At 58.4% G+C, this 22229-nt stretch carries 19 protein-coding genes and 1 tRNA gene; 10 read left to right on the forward strand and 10 right to left on the reverse strand.

Annotated features, from left to right (window positions below; all coding sequences use genetic code 11):
- Positions 1-332: 332 nt before the first annotated feature.
- The 3 genes from VK574_RS12040 to VK574_RS12050 form a co-directional block, all read right to left on the reverse strand.
- A complete protein-coding gene (locus VK574_RS12040) occupies positions 333-1841 on the reverse strand; it encodes a DUF3987 domain-containing protein (protein ID WP_472800104.1) in 1509 nt (502 codons plus the stop codon).
- Between the two features lie 199 nt (positions 1842-2040).
- Positions 2041-2117 (reverse strand) — tRNA-Pro (locus tag VK574_RS12045).
- 209 nt (positions 2118-2326) lie between these two features.
- Entirely contained in the window at positions 2327-2599 is a 273-nt protein-coding gene (locus tag VK574_RS12050; RefSeq protein ID WP_472800105.1) for an oxidative damage protection protein, read from the reverse strand.
- Between the two features lie 103 nt (positions 2600-2702).
- Here VK574_RS12050 and VK574_RS12055 point away from each other — a divergent pair, with 103 nt between their 5' ends.
- The 3 genes from VK574_RS12055 to VK574_RS12065 all read left to right on the forward strand — a co-directional run bounded on the left by VK574_RS12055 (position 2703) and on the right by VK574_RS12065 (position 4456).
- On the forward strand, positions 2703-3398 hold the full coding sequence (locus VK574_RS12055; RefSeq protein ID WP_472800106.1) for an SOS response-associated peptidase: 696 nt from the start codon (positions 2703-2705) through the stop codon (positions 3396-3398).
- A gap of 198 nt (positions 3399-3596) precedes the next feature.
- Positions 3597-3956, forward strand: a complete 360-nt coding sequence (locus tag VK574_RS12060; protein ID WP_472800107.1) for a magnetosome magnetite crystal formation protein family — start codon at positions 3597-3599, stop codon at positions 3954-3956.
- Between the two features lie 134 nt (positions 3957-4090).
- Positions 4091-4456 (forward strand): DUF4870 domain-containing protein, encoded by a 366-nt coding sequence (locus VK574_RS12065; protein WP_472800108.1) that lies wholly within the window; start codon positions 4091-4093, stop codon positions 4454-4456.
- A 40-nt stretch (positions 4457-4496) separates the two neighbouring features.
- Here the strand turns inward: VK574_RS12065 and VK574_RS12070 are convergent, their stop codons facing one another.
- From VK574_RS12070 to VK574_RS12080, 3 genes are all read right to left on the reverse strand, one after another.
- Positions 4497-7049, reverse strand: coding sequence for a ribonuclease R family protein (locus tag VK574_RS12070; RefSeq protein ID WP_472800109.1), 2553 nt, complete (start codon positions 7047-7049; stop codon positions 4497-4499).
- Positions 7050-7199: 150 nt separating this feature from the next.
- Positions 7200-9191 (reverse strand): DUF3857 domain-containing protein, encoded by a 1992-nt coding sequence (locus VK574_RS12075; protein ID WP_472800110.1) that lies wholly within the window; start codon positions 9189-9191, stop codon positions 7200-7202.
- A 2-nt stretch (positions 9192-9193) separates the two neighbouring features.
- Positions 9194-11167, reverse strand: a complete 1974-nt coding sequence (locus VK574_RS12080) for a DUF3857 domain-containing protein (protein WP_472800111.1) — start codon at positions 11165-11167, stop codon at positions 9194-9196.
- Positions 11168-11390: 223 nt separating this feature from the next.
- Between VK574_RS12080 and VK574_RS12085 the strand changes: the two genes are divergently transcribed.
- Positions 11391-13745 (forward strand): glycoside hydrolase family 31 protein, encoded by a 2355-nt coding sequence (locus VK574_RS12085; RefSeq protein WP_472800112.1) that lies wholly within the window; start codon positions 11391-11393, stop codon positions 13743-13745.
- A gap of 27 nt (positions 13746-13772) precedes the next feature.
- Here VK574_RS12085 and VK574_RS12090 read toward each other — a convergent pair whose 3' ends face one another.
- Complete coding sequence (locus VK574_RS12090; protein ID WP_472800113.1) at positions 13773-14393, reverse strand: Maf family protein; 621 nt, start codon at positions 14391-14393, stop codon at positions 13773-13775.
- Positions 14394-14480: 87 nt separating this feature from the next.
- Here VK574_RS12090 and VK574_RS12095 point away from each other — a divergent pair, with 87 nt between their 5' ends.
- Complete coding sequence (locus VK574_RS12095; protein ID WP_472800114.1) at positions 14481-15290, forward strand: hypothetical protein; 810 nt, start codon at positions 14481-14483, stop codon at positions 15288-15290.
- 27 nt (positions 15291-15317) lie between these two features.
- Here VK574_RS12095 and VK574_RS12100 read toward each other — a convergent pair whose 3' ends face one another.
- Positions 15318-16274 (reverse strand): isoaspartyl peptidase/L-asparaginase, encoded by a 957-nt coding sequence (locus VK574_RS12100; RefSeq protein ID WP_472800115.1) that lies wholly within the window; start codon positions 16272-16274, stop codon positions 15318-15320.
- Positions 16275-16727: 453 nt separating this feature from the next.
- On the opposite strand from VK574_RS12100, the gene VK574_RS12105 reads away from it, so the two are divergent.
- The 5 genes from VK574_RS12105 (at position 16728) to purK (ending at position 19718) form a co-directional block, all read left to right on the forward strand.
- Complete coding sequence (locus tag VK574_RS12105; protein ID WP_472800116.1) at positions 16728-17066, forward strand: hypothetical protein; 339 nt, start codon at positions 16728-16730, stop codon at positions 17064-17066.
- A 155-nt stretch (positions 17067-17221) separates the two neighbouring features.
- A complete protein-coding gene (locus VK574_RS12110; protein WP_472800117.1) occupies positions 17222-17623 on the forward strand; it encodes a hypothetical protein in 402 nt (133 codons plus the stop codon).
- A gap of 122 nt (positions 17624-17745) precedes the next feature.
- Positions 17746-17967: a hypothetical protein gene (locus VK574_RS12115; RefSeq protein WP_472800118.1), complete on the forward strand. Its 222-nt coding sequence runs from the start codon at positions 17746-17748 to the stop codon at positions 17965-17967.
- 75 nt (positions 17968-18042) lie between these two features.
- Entirely contained in the window at positions 18043-18531 is a 489-nt protein-coding gene (gene purE / locus VK574_RS12120) for a 5-(carboxyamino)imidazole ribonucleotide mutase (RefSeq protein ID WP_472800119.1), read from the forward strand.
- The gene (gene purK / locus VK574_RS12125; protein ID WP_472800120.1) at positions 18531-19718 is read left to right on the forward strand and encodes a 5-(carboxyamino)imidazole ribonucleotide synthase; all 1188 of its coding nucleotides are present in this window, start codon (positions 18531-18533) and stop codon (positions 19716-19718) included. The genes purE and purK overlap by 1 nt, the downstream gene beginning before the upstream one ends.
- Positions 19719-19892: 174 nt before the next feature.
- On the opposite strand, the gene VK574_RS12130 is transcribed toward purK, so the two are convergent.
- A complete protein-coding gene (locus tag VK574_RS12130) occupies positions 19893-20258 on the reverse strand; it encodes a cupin domain-containing protein (RefSeq protein WP_472800121.1) in 366 nt (121 codons plus the stop codon).
- An 8-nt stretch (positions 20259-20266) separates the two neighbouring features.
- Positions 20267-22093: a translational GTPase TypA gene (gene typA / locus VK574_RS12135; RefSeq protein ID WP_472800122.1), complete on the reverse strand. Its 1827-nt coding sequence runs from the start codon at positions 22091-22093 to the stop codon at positions 20267-20269.
- Between the last annotated feature and the right edge of the window lie 136 nt (positions 22094-22229).

Raw genomic sequence — 22229 nt, forward strand, 5'->3', positions numbered from 1 at the left:
CCTGGAACCTCGCTCCCTCACTCCAGACCCACTCTTCTCAGGCTGCCTAAGACACACTCAACAAGTGCCCACTAACAAATTAGGTGGACACCTGAGAACACACTCTACAGCGCCGTCAAGAGGGCGTCGGCGTACGCTTACTTTTTATCTGCTTTCCCGTCATGTATTAGCATTGCTCTCGTATGTATATGTATATATTTATCAATTACTTACGGTTAACAACGCCGGACAATATAGGGTGCATTTGTCGGCACCTCTCCAACCCGCTTATTCCAAGCCATTTAGCTCTCCAAAGGTGCCGCAAAGGTGCCGACAGTTTCGATATTTTTCATTTATCCATTTTGTTTCAACAGCTTAACTACCTTTGTCTTCTGCCCCGCTTTGGTTGCTTCATCTACGACAGCGATGCGCCCGTCACGCCTCAACCCCGCAATTGCACGCTCCCAAACGGCCGTCCCCGCCCGCGATGCGCCAACAGCCTTTTGCAGCTCCCGGTGTGCCAATGAACGTTTTTGTCGCATGACCTTCATAATGCGGGCTTCCCATTGCGCCTCACGCGTCTCACCTTCAGCCGGGCGATAAAAGTCGCGCATCCTAGCTTGAAAGTCCGCCACTTTGATACCTGCATCAACGTCAGACTCTAGGATGTTCGCGTGACCGCGCAACCACGCCAGATGTAGAGCCACTCGCATTGCGTGTGTATTTAACCGGGCGGCTGGTATATCCTCGTTTTTCAGCTCTTCCGATATTCGAGCAAACCACTTCTTTAGGATCTCCCGCCCATCGGGTGAAAGTGGAATCCGAGCCGGGGTCCGTTCTAGCGCCGAGATGCGCGGTAGGAATCGCCGTTGCATCTCCCCGAAGTCGTATTCAGGCAGTCCGGCTACCGTGCGCTCGTTCTCTGTGCCAATGATGTTGAGCCGTGAGAATAGTCCGCTGCCAACTGATGATGCGCGGGCGAAAATGTTGTCCCATTCCGTCTTGGGGATGCCGCCTAAGATGGAATAAAGCAATCGCCCGGATTTTGCAGAGCGTTCATTGGTTGCGGTTGTGGTGAATGAATCACGGTCATACAACTCCAGAATGGCCGTCTCCAGCCCGCGTCCCGAATTTTCGTTTGCAAAGTTGGCGAACAAGCCGCCTATCTCTTCTTGGATTGTGATGAACCTTGGCAGCTCCCTCCACGTCTCCAGTGGGCTGCGCGCCGATTCACCTTTCTCCAGTTTGCGTGGCTTCGTGGCTTGGATTAACCCCGGCGCACTAGCAGGGCTGACAACATGCGCGCCGATGTACCGGGACGGCCAACACCAATTCTGCGGATCATGGGAATCGTCCCACAGCAAGGGCCGCTCGGATGTGCGTGTCTGACTATCGAAGTCACCTTCCACGAATCGCCGCGCGGCTGTAATCGCCGTTCCCTTGCCGGAGCCTGGCGGCCCAATCAGCACGGTATAGGCGCGGGCGTTTACGCCTTGATAGTCCGTGGACAGTTGTCCGCCGACCACGCTGCCCACCACGGTTCGGAGTGCTTCCGAGAAAAACCGCTTTGGGATGAAGTTCCCGTCTGTGCAGTAGTCAGCAAACTCCCCGTACGGCGTCCCCTTCCACACACTGTCGGGATACACCGGGCGTGCCGTGGTTCCGACCACTTCAAATTCGTCAGCGTCTATCGCTTGAACCTTGGAGCCGAGGACAACCACCGGGTCCGCGCCTGGCTCCGGCTTAAATTCTCCATTAAGCCGCAACATCTCAGCCTTGAGGACCGCTGTATCCCGCTTGGCTGCCTTGCACGTGCCGTGTGAGCACTCAAAGGCAATCTTGCCATCAAGGATGCCAAGCACAGAACTGCTGTCAGCCCCGTCGCCCGAACGGTGCTCCCATGGGCACTTGATTCCCAACCACCAACCGTTTGGCGCTCGCTTTTCATAGTCCCGAAGTGCAATCTTGTTGTGGTCCGCGTATTCACCCTTGCGGAAATTGAGTACTCGCCTTACAATTTCGCTCTGGAAGGTAACCCGCGTAAACTGCTGATCCTATTAATGGTCGGGACGGGCAGATTTGAACTGCCGACCCCTCGCACCCCAAGCGAGTGCTCTACCAGGCTGAGCCACGTCCCGACACAGTCGAGCCGGCTCGGGTGAGCCGGCCCATGGGGTTCTGATTTAGTTTACACCAGCATGCGGTTCGGGAGGGCTGGGCATTCCGTGCGGCGGAAACTCGATTCGTCGTCGAATTCAGGAGTCGCCCGATCTGACGTTCCTGTTTCCTGGTCCGCGACGCGTGGCTGAAGCTCTACAACTTCCCTGGATGCCTATCTACCTCGAACTTAATGGGAAGGGGGGACAAACTCCTGCGGCAGCGCGGAGCCCTCGCCAAAGAAGAACTGTTCCATCTGCTCCACCAGGAACTCCTGCGCCTGCGGAGTCCACGGTTGCAGACGGTACTCGTTCAGCAGCATCTTCTGGCGGTCGACCCACTCGCCCCATGCCGCTTTGGAAACATTCTTATAAATCTTCTGGCCGAATTCCGAGTCGAAGGGCGGCTCGTCAAGGCCCTCCATTTCTTTCTTGTTGCGAACACAAAAAACCATATGCGCCATCGTTCCTGCTCCTGACTCCATTGTATTGGATCGTGCACTCAACCCGTTGGCTGGACCGTTTTGCGCTTGGCTTGAGGGACGGGGCGCAAGCTATTCTCAAGCCATGTGCGGCCGGTTTGCTCGTCGATCTACGCAAGAAGTGCTCGCCGACTGGTTCGGAGTAGAGCCGGAGGACATGCCTTTTTTTGCGCCCACGTACAACGCGGCGCCGCAGAGCACGCAGCCCGTGGTACGTCTCAATACCGATTCGGGCAAGCCCGAGTTTGCGCTGATGCGCTGGGGGCTTGTTCCCTACTGGGCCAAGGATTCCAAGATCGGCTACTCCACGATTAACGCCCGGGCCGAAGAGGTTGCGGCGAAGCCCCTTTACCGCGAGGCTTTCAAGAAACGCCGGTGCCTTGTTCCCGCGGATGCTTTCTACGAATGGAAGCAGATCGGCGCGAAGACGAAGCTGCCATTTGCCTTCGGGATGCAGAGTGGCGAACCATACGCATTCGCTGGGCTATGGGAGCGATGGAGGCCGAAAGAGGGGGAGCCGCTGGAGACGTTCACCATCCTGACCACCGATCCCAACGAATTGACAGAGCAGGTGCACAACCGCATGCCGGTGATCCTGAATCCGCGCGACTACTCCCGATGGATGGAGCCCGGCGATTCGTCGCGTCCTCCACTCGATCTGCTGCGTCCCTATCCCGCTGAGGAGATGCGCTCCTGGCCAGTGAGCACACGCGTGGGAAATGTGCGCAACGACGATGCCGAGTTGATGACGGAGTGCGCGCCCGAAAAGCAACTTTTCTAATGGCATCACGGATTACCGACGTGCGGGCAATGCGATGATTCTGATTGACTTTCGCACACGGCGGCGCTTTTCTTTAAATCAATCCTGTTTGATTTTGTAAGACCCGCAACCTCGGTCGGCCGATCCCCATCCCCGGCCGCCAAAAAAAGACCAAGGCGGAAATCGGGTAGACCTACGGGAGGCAGGAAAGGATTTCCAATGACCGTCGCGACACGATCCGGCATCTCAGACAATGCAGCCGGTGCAATTTCTTACTTCACGTTTCTCCCCGCCATCGCCTTTCTGCTTCTTCCGTCCTATAAGAGCAGCGCGTACATCCGTTTTCACGCGTGGCAGTCCGTTCTGCTGTGTGTGACCGCCTTCGTTTTCGATATCGTTATGGGCTCCATCGCCCTTCTGACTCTGTTTCTTGGGACCGTTGCCCTGGCCTACATCCTCAGAACGTTGTCGTTGCTCTGGCTGGTGCTATGGCTGGTTTGCGTTATTCAGGCAGCAAACGGCAAACGGTTCAGGATTCCCCTTCTCGGGAGTATTGCCGAAAAGCTTGCGATGAAGTAGTCTTTATTCCCACCACGGAAAATGTGACGCGGTGAGCAGTATCCCCGTGGCTCTCTAGCTGTCTTTCTCCCAATATTCGCTCTTTTCTCCGCAGTTCCGGGTATCTTCCAGGTCTAAAGCGAAGGAGCAGAACCATGTCCGATTCTCCGCAGTACACTCCCGTTCCCCCGCAGGCCGCGCAGAGCGGCTTATCTGATACCGCGGCCGGAGCGATCGCCTATATCACCATTATTCCGGCGATCGTCTTCCTGCTCGTGGAGCCTTACAACAAGAATTCCTTTGTGCGCTTTCACTCGTGGCAGTGCATCTTTCTCGGCATCACCGCAATTGCCATTCAGATCGTCCTCGGGATTATCCCGGTCATCGGCTGGATCCTTCTCCCGTTTGCCTCACTGGGCATCCTGATCGTGTGGATCATTGCCCTGATGAAGGCATTGAAGGGCGAGAGATATCAGCTTCCGATTATCGGCAAGTACGCCGCGCAGCAAGCAGGCGCCTAAGCCTGATGCTCGGGTGATTGCGCAAACGCGCGATCGCCTCTCAGCGTCGCTTTTGCTTGTGGATATGGCGGGGTATTCTCTTCGACCCGGAAGCAGTACTTTCCTTTCGCCGATTCTTCTTGGATTTCGGCGGCGGCTTGGACTGCTTCTTGCCGGTCAGCGGGATGCCTTCTTCCACGATGGAAAACTGCAGCCGTCGCTCCTGCGCGAGAATGCGATCGAGGATGACCTGGACACGATCACCGGCGCGGAAGCGGCGGCCCGAGCGCTCGCCGATAATCTCGTGCGTGTTTTCGCGCCAGGTGTAGCGGTCGTCGCGCAACGTGTCGATGGGGACGAGGCCCTCTACAAAGAGATCGGTGAGCTCGACGAAGAGGCCGTACTTCGTGGGGTTGAGCACCAATGCGGCAAATTCCTCTCCCAGGCGATCCTCCATGAAGCGAACCTTCTTCCACTCCACCAATTCGCGTTCGGCTTCGGCGGCGCGGCGCTCGGCCTGGCTTGACTCCTCGGCGATTTGCGCGAGTTCAGCTTCGGGAATCGGTGGTTCTCCGTTGAATCCTTCGCCATGCGCGTGCTTCTTCGCCCGATGAATGACGATGCCCAGGCCTTCGTGCGGGTGCGTCCATGGCGACCCGTGGCGTCCTTCGGCAACTTCGGCTCGGCCATCGACACCGTCCCGCAGCAGCGCCTTGGTGATGCGATGAACGATGAGGTCGGGATAGCGGCGGATGGGCGAAGTGAAATGCGTATAGGTGGGTGCAGCCAGCGCGAAGTGGCCCTCATTGATCTCGGAGTAACGCGCCTGCCTAAGCGAGCGAAGCATGAGGTAGCTGAGAATCCGCTCCTCGGGCTTGCCTTCGATGCGCGCGGCAAGCTTTTGATACATCTTCGGAGTAACGGCGATATCTTCGGGGACTTCGTGGGTGCGGACCTGGCGACCGCTGCGTTGAGCATCCCGTCGATCGCCGCGTGTCTGGATGCGTTTGACGGGGAGTGCACCGAGTCCGAGGGAGTAGCCGAAGCCTGCGGCGAGCTCCTCGAATTGCACGACGCGGCGCGGCTCAGGCTTCTCGTGAATGCGGTAGAGCGAAGGGACGCCGAGGTCTTCAAGCCACGTGGCGACGCATTCGTTGGCGGCGAGCATGAATTCTTCGATGAGCCGGTTGGCCCAGGTTCGCTCGGATTTGGTGACGCCGCGCATCTGGCCGTTTTCGTCGAACTCGATGACTGGCTCGGGCAGATCGAAGTCGATGCTTCCGCGCTCTTCCCGGCGCTTGTTCATCAATCCGGCAAGATAGCGCATGCGCTCGAATTCGGGGACAAGCTGCGCGTACTGCGTTCGTGTCTCGGCATCGCCCTCAAGGATTGCGTGGACGTCGGTGTATGTCATGCGCTCGGCGGAACGGATGACGCCTTCGATAATCTCAAAGCTCTCGATGCGGCCAGCGGAGCTGAGCTGCATGATGCAGCTGAGAACCAGGCGATCTTCTTTGGGGCGAAGACTGCAGATGCCGGTGGAAAGCTCATGGGGGAGCATGGGGATCGCGCGATCGGGAAAGTAGACGCTGGTGCCGCGCAGGCGCGCTTCGAGATCGAGATCCGTTCCGGAGCCTACATACTCGGCGACATCGGCGATATGCACCTGAAGTTCGTATCCGCCGTCGGCGCGTTCGCGCACCAGAACCGCATCGTCAAAGTCTCTGGCGGTTTCACCGTCGATGGTCACGATGGGGAGGCCGCGACAGTCGCGGCGGCGATTGGCTTCAACCTCATCGAGGAAGGCGACGTCGCGGGCTTCAGCTAGCACCTTCTCGGGGAACACGCGAGGAAGCTGGTGCTTGCGGATCATCATTTCGACGTCGACGCCGAAGTCGTCGGGATCGCCAAGCACTTCGATCACACGGCCAATGGGCGGACGCGTTGGCGTGGGCCAGCTGGTGATTTCGACATCGACGACGAGGCCTTCGAAATCATCGTGGTGCGCAGCGGTTGCGGTTTCGCTGCCGAGGACGCGGTGGGGCGTTTCCTGATCCTCGGGCCCGGGCAGCGCTTGTCCGAATGGGATCACGATGTGCTGCGTCATCCGTTCGTCGAAGGGGACGACCTTGTCGCCCATCTCGCGATCGGACTTTGCATAGTGAAAGATGCCGACGACCGTGGGATTGCGCCGTTCGAGAATGCGGGCAATGCGGCCGAGACGGCGCCCGTCGGCGCGCGGAGGGGCAAGTTCCACCAGAACCTGGTCGCCCTGCATGGCGCCGTTAATCTCATCGGGCGGGATGAAGACGTCCTCTTCTTTTTGAGAGCCTTGGCGAGCATTGGGACGCACAAAGCCGTAACCGTCGCGATGGAGATCGAGGCGGCCGGCCATGAGATTGTCGCGCGTGCCGGCGCCGACTCTTTTCGGAATACTCCAGTGCTCCCGATCGGCTTTGATCAGGTCTCCCCGCGCCGTCATGCGGGCAAGCTGCTCGAGCAGCAGGCGACGTTCGCGGCCGCCGCCAAGGCCAAGCTCGCGCACCAGTTGCTTGTATCCGGCTTTGCCGCCGGCGGAGCGTGCGATCTGCGCCAGCAGGTCACGATCGGTCATAGCTTTAGAGTAGGACAACCGAGCGGCTTTTGCCTTCCACAGTTCCGAGCGCAAAGCATTCGCCGGCTTCCGCAGTCGCTGCATATGCCGCAAAAGAACAGGCCGCGCGTATCGAGCCGCACGGCCTGCATCCCCCCAGGGTAAATTCGCTTACTGCTTTTTCAGGACCGCTGTTCCCTTCTCGTCCCGCAGAATGGCGCTTTCGAGCTTGCGGAAATCCGCAGCTCGCTCCGCAGGAAGCTCGACCTGGCGCACAACATATTCGCGTTCGTAGTGGAGATCGTCGCCTTTCGTGGTGATGTTCGAGTGATAGCTGGCAAAATCGAGATCGAGGTCCACGGGATCCGGCGTTTCATCCACCACATAACCGGGTGGAAGTTTGATATCGAAGCTATCGTGCCAGCGCCCGGTCGCATTCAGGTCGATGGGCACAGTGCGCGGTTTGTCATTGAAGGCCATAGCATGAGAGCCCACCACCCGCGGCCGAACCAGCAGTAGCGACCCGGCCTGGTGAGCGTATTGGGCGGCGGTCAGCTTGTATTCCACCTCGAGCGGCTTGTCGAGTTCAGAAGGCTGCATGAACTGAAACGAATTCAGCACCACCCCGGGCACGTCGTGGGAGACGTCGGTCTCAAGCGACGCACGCCTTTCCTTCTCATCGGAATACTTGAGGATCATACGAAGGTCGGCGCCCTCGGGGCCGCTGTGGGTCGTTTCGACCTCGCCGGTGAGAGTGCCATCGGCGGCCAGGGCGAATTCGCCTTTGCGCACGGTGCCATTAGCTTCAGGCGGCAGGATTGGCAATTCAATCACCTGACTGGCAGAGCCGGCAGCGAGTGTTCCATAGCCGCCCTGCAGGTACGAGGGCAGATTGCCGACAGGTGTGCGTTCGTTAGTGGGGTCGAAGATGAGGTAGCGCTTGCCATCGTGCGCCTTCACGATCGCAATCAGGCGCGGATCGTTCACGTCTGCCGGCACTTCGATCGCAGTGATCATGTGATCGCCGTAGAGCGATGGATCGCCAGGATCGACGATGCCGCGGCGGTCATCCACCGGAACGTAAAATGCGTTGATGCCGGCGACGCGCAGCATGGCGATCAGCAAGGTCGTTTTGTCTTTGCAGTCGCCGTACCGGTTGCGAAAAATATCGGTGGCGTGATTCGCCTGCAATCCACCAATGCCGCGTTCGACGATGAAGTAGCGGATGTTTTTCTGGATCGAATCGGTGATGCGGCTGAGCCTGGTGTAGAAATCCGGCGAGCCCGCAAGCAGGGTCTGCGTATAGGACGTGATCTCAGGCGAGGGCGTGGGCCGGTCAGCCTCGAGCGTCGTCACCCATTGGCCGATTGCCTTCCATTCATTGTCGGTTCCATCCACTGCCGCATCGCCCCATTGCACGCTCATGCGCGCAGCGAGTGCTCCCCAGTCAGGATGTGACGGTATATCGCGGAGATCAAGCGCGGGCATGTCCTTCAGTTCCCAGCGCCAGTGGCCTGGTGCGACCTCCACCGCGGGAACTGATTTGAAGCTGTGCCATGACTGGGAATGCGGATGTCCCGGCGGCAAATCCACTTCCAGTGCCTGAAACACTACAGGGATTCCGTTCTGAATTCGCCAGATCTTCTCCTGAATGTAGGGTTCGAGAACTTCTTCCGATTCGCAGACGATTGTGGCACCCACATCGACAGCAGGCGGATGAGCAACGCGCGCCTTGTAAGTCGAGAGCATGATGGGAACGCTGGTATCACCTACCTCCGCGAAATCGGTATCCTGCGCCATATATTGTTTTTCGTCGGCGGCAATAGTCCACACGCGAAAATAGTTGACCTTTTCATCGACGTCGTAACCCAGTTCGCAGGTGTTATGCCGTCCTTGTGGTTTCAGAACCCGGATCGCTTCACGCTCCCGCTCGATCGCACGGCCATTTGCATCGACTGTATCCACGTACTCGTCGTAAAGGATCAGCGCGGATGCGTCCTTCGCATAGTCAGGCGTTGGAGTCTTATTGGCTGCGATGGCCCAGTCCGGCAGGGGCTGATTCTTGTTGAAAATACCCGCTGACCCCGATGCGGGAGCAACCGCAAGAAGCAGGGCAACCAAAACGGGCTGCAGACGAACACCGGTCCCTGGCCTGATTCGCATGATCAATTCCCTTTGGCGACCTGCGCGTGAGTAAGCACCAGTTGCTCTTGATCGGCAGTAGCAACCTTCTGATAGAAGTCATGAAGATCGCCATAATCCTTTGAGGGAAGAATGGAGAAATTGAAGGCCACAGTACGGATCACAGTCACGTCGCTCCCCGTGGCACTGGTCTTCACCTTGAAAACCGCATGGGAGGGCCAGGAGATATCGGCAGCCTGTGGCAGGGTCTCAACTGAGAATCCAGCCGGCAAATGGTAAGTGACCTGGTCGCTTTCCATCTTCGGATAATGGACATCGACCAGCGTGGTGCGCTTGTCCTGCGCCACGAAGGGATGGCGCGCGTGAGCCTGGAAGAAGAGTCCGGGCAGGAAGTAGCGTTTACCCGTCGCGGTGCCAATGTTTCCCGTTATGTCGACCATGGCGATCAGATTTGAGTTGAAATCAGGAAGCGCAACGAAATGATTGAAATCGGCCTGGACCCCATCGGGGAGATAGCCGCGAATGGCCTCGTTGAACTGCTTCTTTACTTCGCTTTCGTCATTTTGAATCGAGAGTTGACGCCAATACAGAGCTTCCTGACCCGTCAAAATGAAGCGCGTGATTCCCTTGACGCCTCCGGAGTCATCGATTTGGAGGTCGGCGATGCGGTCGAAAGCGGTCGCGGTATATGCCCCCAATGGGGTAGTTCCCGCGTTCGGGCCAGCGTCGGTAAGTCGAACACCCGATGCGAAAGTATGCTTCCAGTGAAGCAGCCCGAAAGGACACATCTTCTGGCCCGGATCGAGGTAAACATCTTTGCCGTTCAGAACGACAATCGCAATGTAATCATCAAGCTGGCTCAAGGTGAGGTAGTTGGGATCGAATATAGCCCGATTCCGGTTGACTACCTGCATGGGATAAACATGCAATCCGGCGGCGCGCGCCAGGGCAACATATAAAAGCGCTAGATCGTCAGACGAGCCACTCTTTTGGAGCCACACATCCTCGGCATTCTTGATTGCTTTCAGCTTCTCAGTCTTCCGCTCCGCACTCGATTTTTCGCGCGTGAAATCGGTATTGTCCAGCTTCATCACTGCGTCATATAGCTTTCGCGCCTTCTGCTCCTCGGAATCACCGGAACCGACGAGCTCTGCAACCGCATTCTTCAGAGTCTTGTCTGGGTCGGCAAATCGATCCGTCTCCTTGACCCAGCGCTTACCCTCTTTCTGCCAGAACTCGCCTCCACTTGAGTATGGGGAGTAGTAAAACTCGGCTCGCCAGTTGATGGAATTCATCGGCGGCATCCAATCATCCGTTGGGATGGGCGGAACATCCTCCACGTCGAGGGTGTAACGGCCAGAGACATCGTGCTTCATCTTGGAGCCATCGCTCAGGATCAAGGCATACATCAGGTTGTTGGCCAGATTGCCGCGGGAGTCCGTAATGTATTGAAGATCTTTGGAGGGTTCGAACTGATAGTGCGCCTTGTGGACAAAATAAGGCCGCTGGATCTGCCACGTTGGTGAAGAAACGGTGCTGTCTTCGTAGCGAATCTGCAATCGATACTCGAGAATGCTGCCGACTTCCACGTTCGGCAACGTAAACACCATTGAATTGACCTGGTAATCCTTGGTCTTGATATCGGTCAGGTCGGATGGTTTGGCTGTGAGGGGAATCACCGTCCCATCGCGATGAATGGTGCGGCCCTGGATGTCAGTCACCTTGAAGCCACGGCGTTCGTACGGCGTACGCACGGTCGCCAGTTCCTTGCCCTTTTCCGTGAGAACTTTAATGCGCACGTAGTCGCTGTGGTAGTGGAGATTATCGTCTGTCTTCTCTTCGCGATAGAGATATACAGCATCGGCGCCCGGCGCCTTCGGGTCGGAGGTCATCTCCAACTCTTCCTTGGAGGGTGCCTGGAATTGTGCGGAGAGGAGGGTAGGAAATACACAGGTCACACAGCAGAGCGTAACCAGCAGGGCGCTTTTCGACCGCATCGGTTGAATCCTTGATGAGAATTGATGGAAGTGTAGCGCATTATTGATGTGCCTACCCGCCGATGTTTGACACATTTGGGCTATTTTCAATTCATTCGAAATGCTTAACCCCTGTTCATACCGCGGCTTTCCCGGCCCCAGCCCTGCCTGAAGAAGCGGTTGCCGCAGCCCGGCGTTACACTTGATGCGTTTGGATCCTGCGCGAAAAAGGAAAACGTATTCAATGAGCAATCGTCGGTGGGCAGAGGCATTTCTTTTGGTGTGTGCAGCGACATGGGCACCGCTCGGGGCCGTGGCACAGTGGAATCCGCCGAATCCGGTGCTGAGCTTTGACAAGCTGTCCAACGGCGTCGAAATACATCAGAAGAACGGAGTGCTGAAGCTCGAAGTGGATGCGCCGGATGTGCTGCATGTCAGTTACTCGCCGCTCGACGCCTCCTCAGAAGTTCGTGCCTCCGATCACGTCGTTATCAAACAGGATTGGCCGGCAGCTTCGTTTGATGTCACCGACAATGAAAAAGCCATCACGCTGACCACCGGCAAGCTGAAGGCCGTGGTGGAACGCGAATCGGGCGCACTGCACTATGTAGGCGCGGATGGCAAGCAACTGACCACCGAAGGCTATCGCTCCCTGAGGCCGGTCGAGGTCAACGGCGAGAAGACCTATCACGCCGAAGTATTCTTCCCTATCTATGGATCGCCTGAAGGCCTTTACGGACTTGGGCAACACCAGGCCGGCGTGTGGAACTACCGTGGCGAGACAGTCGACCTTTCGCAGGAGAATACGCAGATTGCAATTCCGCTGCTAGTCTCGACCAACGGATACGGCATCTTCTGGAACAACTCCTCGCGCAGCCGCGTGAATAACCGATTCATTCATTCGCTCTACATCAGCGGCGAAGTCGCGGATCGCATCGATTACTACTTTATTTACGGGCCGGAAGCCGACCAGATCATCGGGAAGTACCGCGAGTTGACGGGCGAAGTGCCGCTCTTCGGGCGCTGGGCTTATGGCTTCTGGCAATGCAAGAACAAATATCAGGCGCAAGCAGAGATTGAGGGCGTTGCGGCGAAGTATCGCGCGTTGCATATCCCGGTCGACAACATCGTGCAGGACTGGTTCTGGTGGGTCACGATGGGCGAGATGAAATGGAACCCTCACTACCCCGACCCGCAGGCCATGATTGACAAGCTGCATGACGAGCATTTCCATCTGATGGTGTCGGTGTGGCCATTCTTCCGACCGGGAACCAGTGTCTACGACCAATTCGACAAGAACGGCTGGTTCATTGCGAAAACTTTGACAGGCGGTTTTCATCCCGTGGGCCAGGCGCTCTACGATCCGACGAACCCGCCTGCCCGCGCGGAGTATTGGAACAATATCAATACCGCACTCTTTCAGAAAGGCGTGGACGCGTGGTGGCTCGATACCGATGAGCCTGAGACGGAGGGCAGCGAAGACAACCTTCTCGTCGACCACAAGTTGTACATTGGCTCTGGCGCGCGGTTTGCGAATGTTTATCCGCTGTTTCACACCGAGGGTGTCTCGGAGGGCCAGCAGAAAGCGTCGGACAAGAAACGCGTCTTCATCCTTTCGCGTTCAGCCTATGCCGGAACACAGCGCCTGGGCGTGACGGCATGGTCCGGCGACGTGCTCAGCGACTGGACAACATTTGCGCGGCAGATTCCGGCCGGGCTGAATTTTTCCATCTCCGGCATGCCTTATTGGACGACGGACATCGGCGGGTTTATCTCGGGCGGCAACTTGAACGATCCCAAGTTCCGCGAGTTGTTTGTGCGCTGGTTCCAGTTCGGCACATTTTCGCCGATCTTCCGCGTACACGGCACTCGCTATCCCGATGAGAACGAACTTTGGTCGTATGGGCCGGACGCGCAGAAGATCCTGGTGGATTATGACAACCTGCGCTATCGCCTGCTGCCTTATATCTACTCCGAGGCATGGCAGGTGACGAACAATCACGGCACCCTGATGCGGCCGCTCGTCATGGACTGGCGCAATGACGTGGAAGCGCAGAATACGGGCGATGAATATTTGTTCGGGCCGGCGATCCTGGTGAGTCCGGTGACGACGCAGGGAGCAACAAAGCGCACAGTGTATCTGCCGAAGGCGACCTGGTACGACTTCTGGACCGGCGCCAAGGTCGAGGGCGAGAAGCGAATCGAAGCGGATGCGCCGCTCGCGAAGCTGCCCCTGTTTGTGCGCGCCGGCTCGATCATTCCCATGGGTCCGACGATGGAATGGTCAACCGAAAAACCTGCTGACCCGATTGAGGTTCGCGTCTACCCTGGAACGGACGGCGACTTCACGCTCTACGAGGATGAGAATGACAACTACGACTATGCCAAGGGCCAACATGCAACCATACCGTTGCACTGGGATGACGCGGCGAAGACGTTGACTTTTGGTGCGCGTGAGGGAAGCTTTCCGGGGATGCTCGAGAAGCACACCTTCAACGTGGTCGTGGTTGGTGAGGGAAAAGGCGTCGGCATTGGGGACGGCGCTGGGCAGGCACACGCGGTGATCTATAAGGGTGATCGGGTGGAGACAAAGCTCTAAAGCCGCCTAGGCAACAGCCTTCAGCTATCAGCTTTCTGCTTGTTCGAGCATCGTGGCTACAAGCGCCAGCGGCAAGCCGACGACGTTGTAGTAGCAGCCTTCGACGCGGGGAATCCACTTGGCGGCGAGGCCCTGAATTCCGTAGGCGCCGGCTTTGTCCATGGGCTCCCCAGTGGCGACATAGGCGGCGATCTCTTCGTCGCTCAGCGTTCGAAATTGCACACCTGTGACTTCCGCGGCAACTTCAACCCCCTTTGCGGTTGCAATCGCGACGCCGGTTATCACGCGATGTGTTTGGCCCGAGAGCATCCGCAGCATGCGCGCCGCATCGGGGGCATCTTCAGGCTTGGCGAGAATGTGGCTATCGAGCGTGACGGTCGTGTCGGCGCCGAGGACGATGAGGGATTGAGAATCGGAGCTTGTCCTTTCCCAGGTCTCAGAGTCGAGACCTGGGGCACCCACCTTCGAGAACTGGTTATAGACGGCTTGCGCCTTGTCGCGCGCAAGGCGGACGACGTAGGCAGTCGCCTCTTCCCCGAGCCGCAGATCTTCATTCACATGCGCCGGGTGCACCTCAAATGTATATCCCGCCTGCGTGAGCAGTTCGCGGCGGCGGGGCGAGGCGGAGGCGAGAATTAGATGGGGCATGTCGGCTTCTCTAGGGTATCGCGGCGCTCTGCCCGCAATGGAATGTTGAGTGCATTTGCGGGAATTGCATGTACGATCAGGAGCGCGATGATTTTTGCGAATCTTGAATTAGCAAGACGGCTGGAAGCGGCGGAGGCCTATGCCTGCGCCCAGTTCGCAGAGGCTCGCCTGCGGATCCATCCCGCCAGCACGTCTGCGTGGATGAAGTATGCGGGGACAACGGTTGTCTTCGATGGAATCGACGCGCCAACGACGCAGACTTTCGGGCTCGGCTTGTTCGAGGCGCTCACACCGGCGGCGCTGGACGAGATCGAGCAATTCTTTCGCGAACGCGGCACGGAAGTCATGCACGAGGTGTCTCCATTGGCAGGAGCTGCAGTACTCGACCTGCTGTGCGCGCGCGGCTATCGGCCCTTCGAGATCAGCAACGTGCTGTATCGTGCGGTCGAGACGCCAGCAGCGATTCATGCGGACGGCATCCGCGTTCGCGTGGTCGGAGCAGACGAAGCGCAGCTGTGGAGCGACATCAACGCCCGTGGCTGGACGCATGAGCATCCTGAGTTCGAGGGCTTCGTTCGGGAATCGGGTGTTCTTGTCGCAGCGCGCGAAGGAAGCCCATGCTTTCTGGCGGAGTTCAACGGCACGCCGGGGGCTGCTGGCGCACTCACGCTGCATCAAGGCGTCGCCCTGTTCGGGGGTGCAGCTACGGTGCCGGAGATGCGGTGCCGCGGATTGCAGGGAGCACTGCTGCAGGAGCGCATGCGCTATGCCGCCGAGCATGGATGCGATCTTGCGATGATGGTGGCGGAGGCGGGAAGCAACTCGCAGCGCAACGCCGAACGCAAGGGCTTTCGCGTGGCGTACACGCGGCTGAAGTGGAAACTGGTGCGACAGTAAGCGCAGGCTTCGTCTTCCCTATTCCCTCTAAATCTTCAGCCCCGTCTCCAGCCCGTTTGCCGTTGCCAGGCCCCAGGCCATCGCCGGCGTGTTGTGAGCAATGCCGAATCTTCCGTCGGGGCCGAGGAGGATTATGCCGCCATGACCGCCGAGGCGGTTGTGCAGGTATGAGATTGCTTCGCGCGCGGCGAACTCGGGTGCGGTGCCGGCGGCAACGCGGTCGGTGGCCCACTTGCCCAGCACCAGCTTCATGATGGGTTCGCCCCATCCGGTGAGCGAAACCGCCGCCGACATGTTGTCAGCGTAGCAACCGCAGCCAATCAGCGACGAGTCGCCGACGCGGCCGGGAGTCTTATTCAACGTGCCGCCTGTCGATGTGGCGGCGGCGATGTTTCCATGCGTGTCCAGTGCAACGGCTCCAACGGTATCGTGCGAAGCGTCGATTACACGCGGTAGGGCCGTCTCCGGGCCCTTGTCGTCTTCGAGTCCTGAAAATGTAGCATCGACAAGCCCAGCAGCCTCGCGCTCCCGCGCGACCTTGAGCCGTTCGCGCTCACGATCGAGCACGAGTTCCGCGTTTTCGATGAGCGCCATGCCGTGCGATTGCGCAAATTCCTCGGCGCCGGCGCCAACGAAGTAGACATGAGGGCTCTGCTCCAGCACTAGCCGTGCCGCCTGGATGGGATTGCGCAGCCGCTCCACGCAGGCGACTCCGCCGGCCTTCATGCGCCCGCCATCCATGAGAAGTGCGTCGAGTTGCACGCGGCCGTCGGAAGTGAGGAAACTGCCGCGGCCCGCGTCGAAGGTGGGATCATCCTCAAGCACGGTGACGGCAGCTTCAACGGCGTCGATCGCCGCGCCGCCCCGGGTCAGAATCCTATAGCCGGCTTCGAGCGCGTTGCGCACCCCGTTTTCGTGGGCCGCGGCAGCATCGTTGGGGATGGCCCAGGCTCCGCCATGAACCAGCAAGGTTGGTGTCCGCATCACCCGGTTATGTTAGCCGATCGAAGCCGGTTCACTGAATGAGCTCAATCACAAGTGGAGAAGTCGGGCGAAGTTGCCGCGCCGATTTTTGTTGTCAAGAGCAGGCCACTGCGTGAACTGACCTAAGTTTATGAATCCATTGCGGAAAAAACATTGCCGACATTTGCAGGTAATTATCGGACTTTCCGTTAAGCTTTAAGCATCACTCGCAATCATGCACAAACGGGAGCCGCGACGGCTCCCCTATTTCTTTCGAGCTCCTTCCGCGGCGAACTTGCCGCAGAGAGGAATCTGAACCTCGAGAACATTCGATGCACATGGCCGCCGAACCCGTAAAAGACGGGGGTAGCGGCGTTGCGTCCAATTGGCAGCGAGATGAGCCCGTAAGGCTGCTCGTAATCTCTGTGGTTTGCAGGCTCCAAAAATGGAAGGCCGTCCGGGAAAGTCGGACAGATGAACGCAGTAAGACCTAAGCTTGTCGCAATTGAGAAGAAAGTGACGATTGTACCGAAGCCAAAGCGCAAACGGGGCGCAGCGAAGATGCGGGAGGCGGCCGACAAGATCGTTGGCCGCGATTGCAAACCGATCGTCGAGGCGCTCTCATCGAATTGCAAAAAGGGCCAGATGCTTAGTGCCAAGTTCCTGTATGGTCTGGCACAACTGGCCGAAGCATCGGGCGAAGGTGAGAGCGCACGCAAATTCCGCAGTATCGCCACGGAATGGGCCAATTCGCCTGAATGGAAGAGCGAATTGGAAGCCGAGACTCCAGCCGAGGAAGAGGAGGCGGACTAGAAATCCGCATCGACTTCCGCTTGCCAGTCAGCGGGTCTTATATCAACGATAACCTTGAATGGGTCATGCCCATCAGCCGCACGTAGATGCTTCATCGCGCAGTGCTGGCGGTCATGGCCCGTGTTGCACCACGGGTAAAAAAGGACGAATCACGCATGAGCCTCCTTCGAATTGAATTCATTCGCACCGTCAAAGTCCTGGGAATGTGCCTCGCTTGCATGGCGACAGCTGTTGCGGCCTTGGCGCAATCCGTCAGCACCACGACGGTGCAGGGCACGGTATATCTGGCCGACGGCTCGCCTGGAACAGGCACGCTGCAATTGAGTTGGCCCGCGTTCACCACCGCATCCGGCAACGCTATCGCTGCCGGCAAGATCACGGCGACCGTCGGCGCAGATGGATTCGTGAGTGTGAACCTGGCGCCCAACCTGGGCTCATTGCCGGCAGGGCTTTACTACACGGCGATTTATCACATGAGCGACGGCACCACCAGTTCCGAGTACCGACGGAGCGAATCCCCCGAATTATTCCGAATTCTCAGCAGCGCTGATCTTTAACTTGCCGCTCGGCGTTTGATAGTGAGCACTATTCACCCGGCAGGGCTCATGAGTGAAGACTGAGTACTAACAACTCTGAACTAAGAACTGCCAACTGCGAAGTGCATGGAGTGCCGATGCGCATGATGAATGAATTCGAAGCACAGGTACTCAGCGACCTGACAGTGTTGAAGACGCAGATGACCGGCCTCATGGGCGATGGAAACGGGGGACGCCTCGCTGAACTCGAACGCCGCATGGAGCGCCATGAACAAAACTGGCAACGTGCCAAGGGATTCCTGGCTGCCTTTAGCGTGCTGCTCGCCGTGGTTGAAGTAGCCGTCGAAGCGTGGCACCGGCATTAGTAGCCTGAATACCAACGACCTCAAGTCAGTGAGCCAGGTTACAGCAATCATCGCAGCGCCCCTTATAATCACCCCATGAGCGAGAAGCCATTAGTCGGCGTGGTGATGGGCAGCAAAAGCGATTACGAGGTGCTGTCCGCAGCCGTTGAAATCTTGCAGGCGCTTGAAATTCCGCACGAGGCCCGCATCGTCAGCGCGCACCGCACGCCTGACTGGCTCTTCAAATATGCTGAAACAGCGCGCGAGCGCGGCCTCCGCGTCATCATCGCGGGAGCAGGCGGCGCGGCGCACTTGCCGGGCATGCTGGCATCAAAGACGCTTGTACCGGTGCTCGGCGTTCCGGTGCCCGCTACGCAGCTCAATGGCCTCGATTCCCTGCTCTCGATCGTGCAAATGCCGAAGGGTGTTCCCGTTGGCACGCTTGCCATCGGCAAACCCGGCGCCGCCAATGCCGCGTTGCTCGCGGCCGAGATTCTCGCGGCAACCGACTCCGCACTCTACGACCGCCTGGCCGCCTGGCGCGCCGCACGAACTGAGGAAGTCATGAAGCAGGAGTTGCCTTAGTGCCTGACGAGTCTCCGCTGAAGAAGAAATCACCGGTGATCGAGCCCGGCGGCCTGATCGGCATTCTTGGCGGAGGCCAGCTTGGCCGCATGACCGCTATGGCCGCACGCACCATGGGTTATCGGGTGCGCGTCATGGACCCCGAAGCCAAGTGCCCAGCAAGCTTTGTTGCGGACCAGACCATCGTGGGCAATTGGGACGACGTTGCCGCCGCACAAAAGCTGGCGAAGGGCGCCGATGCCGTCACGCTGGAGATCGAGCAGATTGGCGTGGAAGCCCTGAGTGAAGTTGCCCTCATGGCGCCGCTGCGTCCGGGCGTCGAACCCATCCGCATCATCCAGGACAAGATCCTCCAAAAGACGTGGCTCGCCGAGAACGGATTCCCGATCGGCCCGTTCCGCATCATCCGCAATGAAGATGAACTGCATCATGCCGTGAAAGTCCTCGCCGGACGCATCTTCCTCAAGATCGGCCGCGGCGGATACGACGGCCGCGGCCAGGCGCGCATCGGCATGGAAGCCTTGCTGAACAAGCAAATCGTTACAGACGCATGGAACAGTGTCGGCGAGAACTCATCTGTCGCCGAACAGGCGCTCGACCTCGTGACTGAGATCAGCGTTATGGCCGCGCGCAGTCCTTCGGGCGAGGTGCGCACCTATCCCGCTGCCCGCAATCACCACGAAAATCAGATCCTCGCATGGAGCGTGCTGCCTTCCGGCATCGCGCCAGAGATCGAGTCCCGCGCCGAAAAAATGGCGGCGTCCATCATCGAGAAGCTCGGCATTGAAGGTTTGCTTTGCGTGGAGATGTTCATCACGCGCCAGGGCCGCCTGCTGGTCAATGAGCTTGCCCCGCGCCCGCACAATAGCTATCACCAGAGCGAACGCGCCTGCGTCACCAGCCAGTTTGAGCAACTTGTGCGAACGACGTGCAATTTGCCCCTCGGGGACACGTCGCTGATTACTCCGGCCGCGATTGTTAATCTGCTCGGCGACATCTGGCTCACCTCGGCGCCCAACCTTCCCGCCGCGCTTGAGGTTCCCGGCGTGCGCCTGCATCTGTATGAAAAGCGCGCCGCGAAGATGGGCCGCAAGATGGGGCATCTCTCAGCAACAGGCGCGACGCCAGAGGAAGCACTGGAGCGCGTGCTGGAAGCGAAGCAGCGGATGCTGGTGCCAGCGCGCTAGTGCCTGTCCACCGTGGTCATCCCTCAATGCCCGGTCCCCTTAACTTCGCGATAGGAATTGCGGTGTCATTCTGAGCGAACGGGGCCCCGAACGTTTTTCAGTTCGGGGGTCGTGAGCGAAGAATCTGTTTTCTTGCACTTCCAGACTTATTCCAATAACTTCTGGGACACAAATCTAGACCCACACGTCGTTCGCCGCCATCCGCTCGCCACCTTCTTCACCGGTGTTACGCACGCCCCGCGGCTCAATGAGCATCAGCTTCACTTCGCGCTCGGCATACGGCTTGTGCTCCACGCCCCTGGGAACGACAAACATCTCGCCCGATCCGATCTCGACCGCGCCATCGCGAAAATCAATCCGCAAATTGCCTTCGATCACGATGAAGGTTTCGTCAGTGTCCTTGTGGTCGTGCCAGATGAAATCGCCATGGAGCTTGACGATCTTGAACTGATAGTCATTCATCTCGGCAATGACTTTGGGCTGCCACTGTTCTGCGAACAGCCCAAATTTCTCGTAAAGATTGATCGCCTTGTAGCTCATCTGGGCACCTACGAACTAAATTGCTCAGCCTTCTCCCAGCGCTTGGGCCGCTTGTTCTGCTGCAGAATCTTCTTGCGCAGGCGCAGTGACTTCGGCGTGATCTCCACCAGTTCATCATCGGCAATGAACTCAATCGCCTGCTCCAGGTTCAGCGTCTTGTACGGCACCAGGCGAATCGCATCGTCGGCGCTGGATGCGCGCATGTTGGTCAGCTTCTTTTCGCGCACCACGTTCACGTCGAGATCGTTGTCGCGCGAGTGCTCACCCACAACCATCCCTTCGTACACCTCCACGCCCGCACCAACAAACAGAATGCCGCGCTCCTGCAATCCGTTCAGGGAATAGGTCGTCGTCAATCCCTGGCGGTCGGCGATAAGCGCGCCCGTGGGCCGCTGCGGAATCTCGCCCTGGTACGGAATGTATCCATCGAACAGCGAGTTCATGACAATTGTGCCGCGCGTCTCGGTCAGCATCTCGCTGCGCAGGCCGATCAGCCCGCGGCTGGGTACGCGGAAATCCATGCGCACGCGGCCCGAGCCGTGATTGTGCATCCTGGTCATCTCGCCCTTGCGCGGCCCAAGCTTTTCGATTACCACGCCCGTGTGCTGCTCTGGGACATCGATGGTGAGGTGTTCAACCGGCTCCATGCGTGTGCCTTCCACAACCTTCGTCACGATCTCGGGTCGTCCGGCTAACAGTTCGAATCCCTCGCGGCGCATCATCTCGATCAGAATCGCAAGCTGCAGTTCACCGCGCCCAAGCACCTTGAAAGTATCGGGCGAACCCGCCTCTTCCACGCGGATCGACACATTTGTCAGCAACTCTTTTTCAAGCCGCTCGCGCAGGTTACGGCTCGTCACATACGTGCCTTCCTTCCCCGCGAAAGGTGAATTGTTCACGCTGAAGGTGATTGCTATGGTTGGCTCGTCGATAATGATGAGCGGCAGCGGCGCGGGCGATTCGAGCGAAGTGATGGTCTCGCCGATGGTGATGCCCTCCACGCCCGCGACAGCAACAATGTCGCCCATGGTTGTCTCGGTTGTCTCGGTGCGCTTCAACCCCGAGAAAGTGAACAGCTTGGTGATGCGCGTCTTCATCAGCGATCCGTCGCGCTTCGAAATGTTCACGTCATCGCCCGCATGCAGCGTTCCCTGAAAGACGCGGCAGATAGCAATGCGTCCGAAGTAGTCAGAGTAGTCAAGGTTCGTCACGAGAATCTGCAACGGTGCGTCGATATCGCCCGTGGCAGCAGGGATCGTGGAAACGATCGTCTCAAACAGCGGCTGCAGGTTTTCTCCCGGCTTGGCCAGATCGAGCGTGGCCGTACCCGCCTTCGCCACCGCATAGAGCACCGGAAAATCCAGCTGCGACTCTTCAGCATCGAGATCGATAAAAAGATCGTAGATCTCGTTCAGCACTTCCTGCGGACGCGCATCGGGGCGGTCGATCTTGTTGATCACGACGATCGGCTTGAGTTTCGCTTCCAGTGCCTTGGCCAATACATAGCGGGTCTGCGGCAACGGACCTTCAGCGGCATCCACCAGCAGCATTACGCCGTCCACCATCTTCAGAGCGCGTTCCACCTCGCCGCCGAAATCTGCGTGGCCCGGTGTGTCGACAATATTGATCTTGCCGCCTTCAAAGTTTACGGCCGTGTTCTTGGCGAGAATGGTAATGCCACGCTCCCGCTCCAGGTCGTTCGAATCCATCACGCGCTCGGCCACCTGCTCGTTGGCGCGGAAGGTGCCGGATTGGCGAAGCATGGCGTCAACAAGGGTCGTCTTACCGTGGTCAACGTGGGCGATGATGGCGATATTGCGTATCGTCTGGCTCACAGGCGTAGTGTTCCTTTTCTTCTTAGGGCAAATCTGGAATTTGCGCTCAGGTATGGCCTCAGCGGGCCATCAGGTTGGGAATGAATACAAGATGAATGGCCACACAGTGCGGCACTTTCTATTTTACCAGCAGTGC

The organism is Occallatibacter sp. (assembly GCF_035317045.1).
Classification (GTDB): domain Bacteria; phylum Acidobacteriota; class Terriglobia; order Terriglobales; family Acidobacteriaceae; genus Telmatobacter.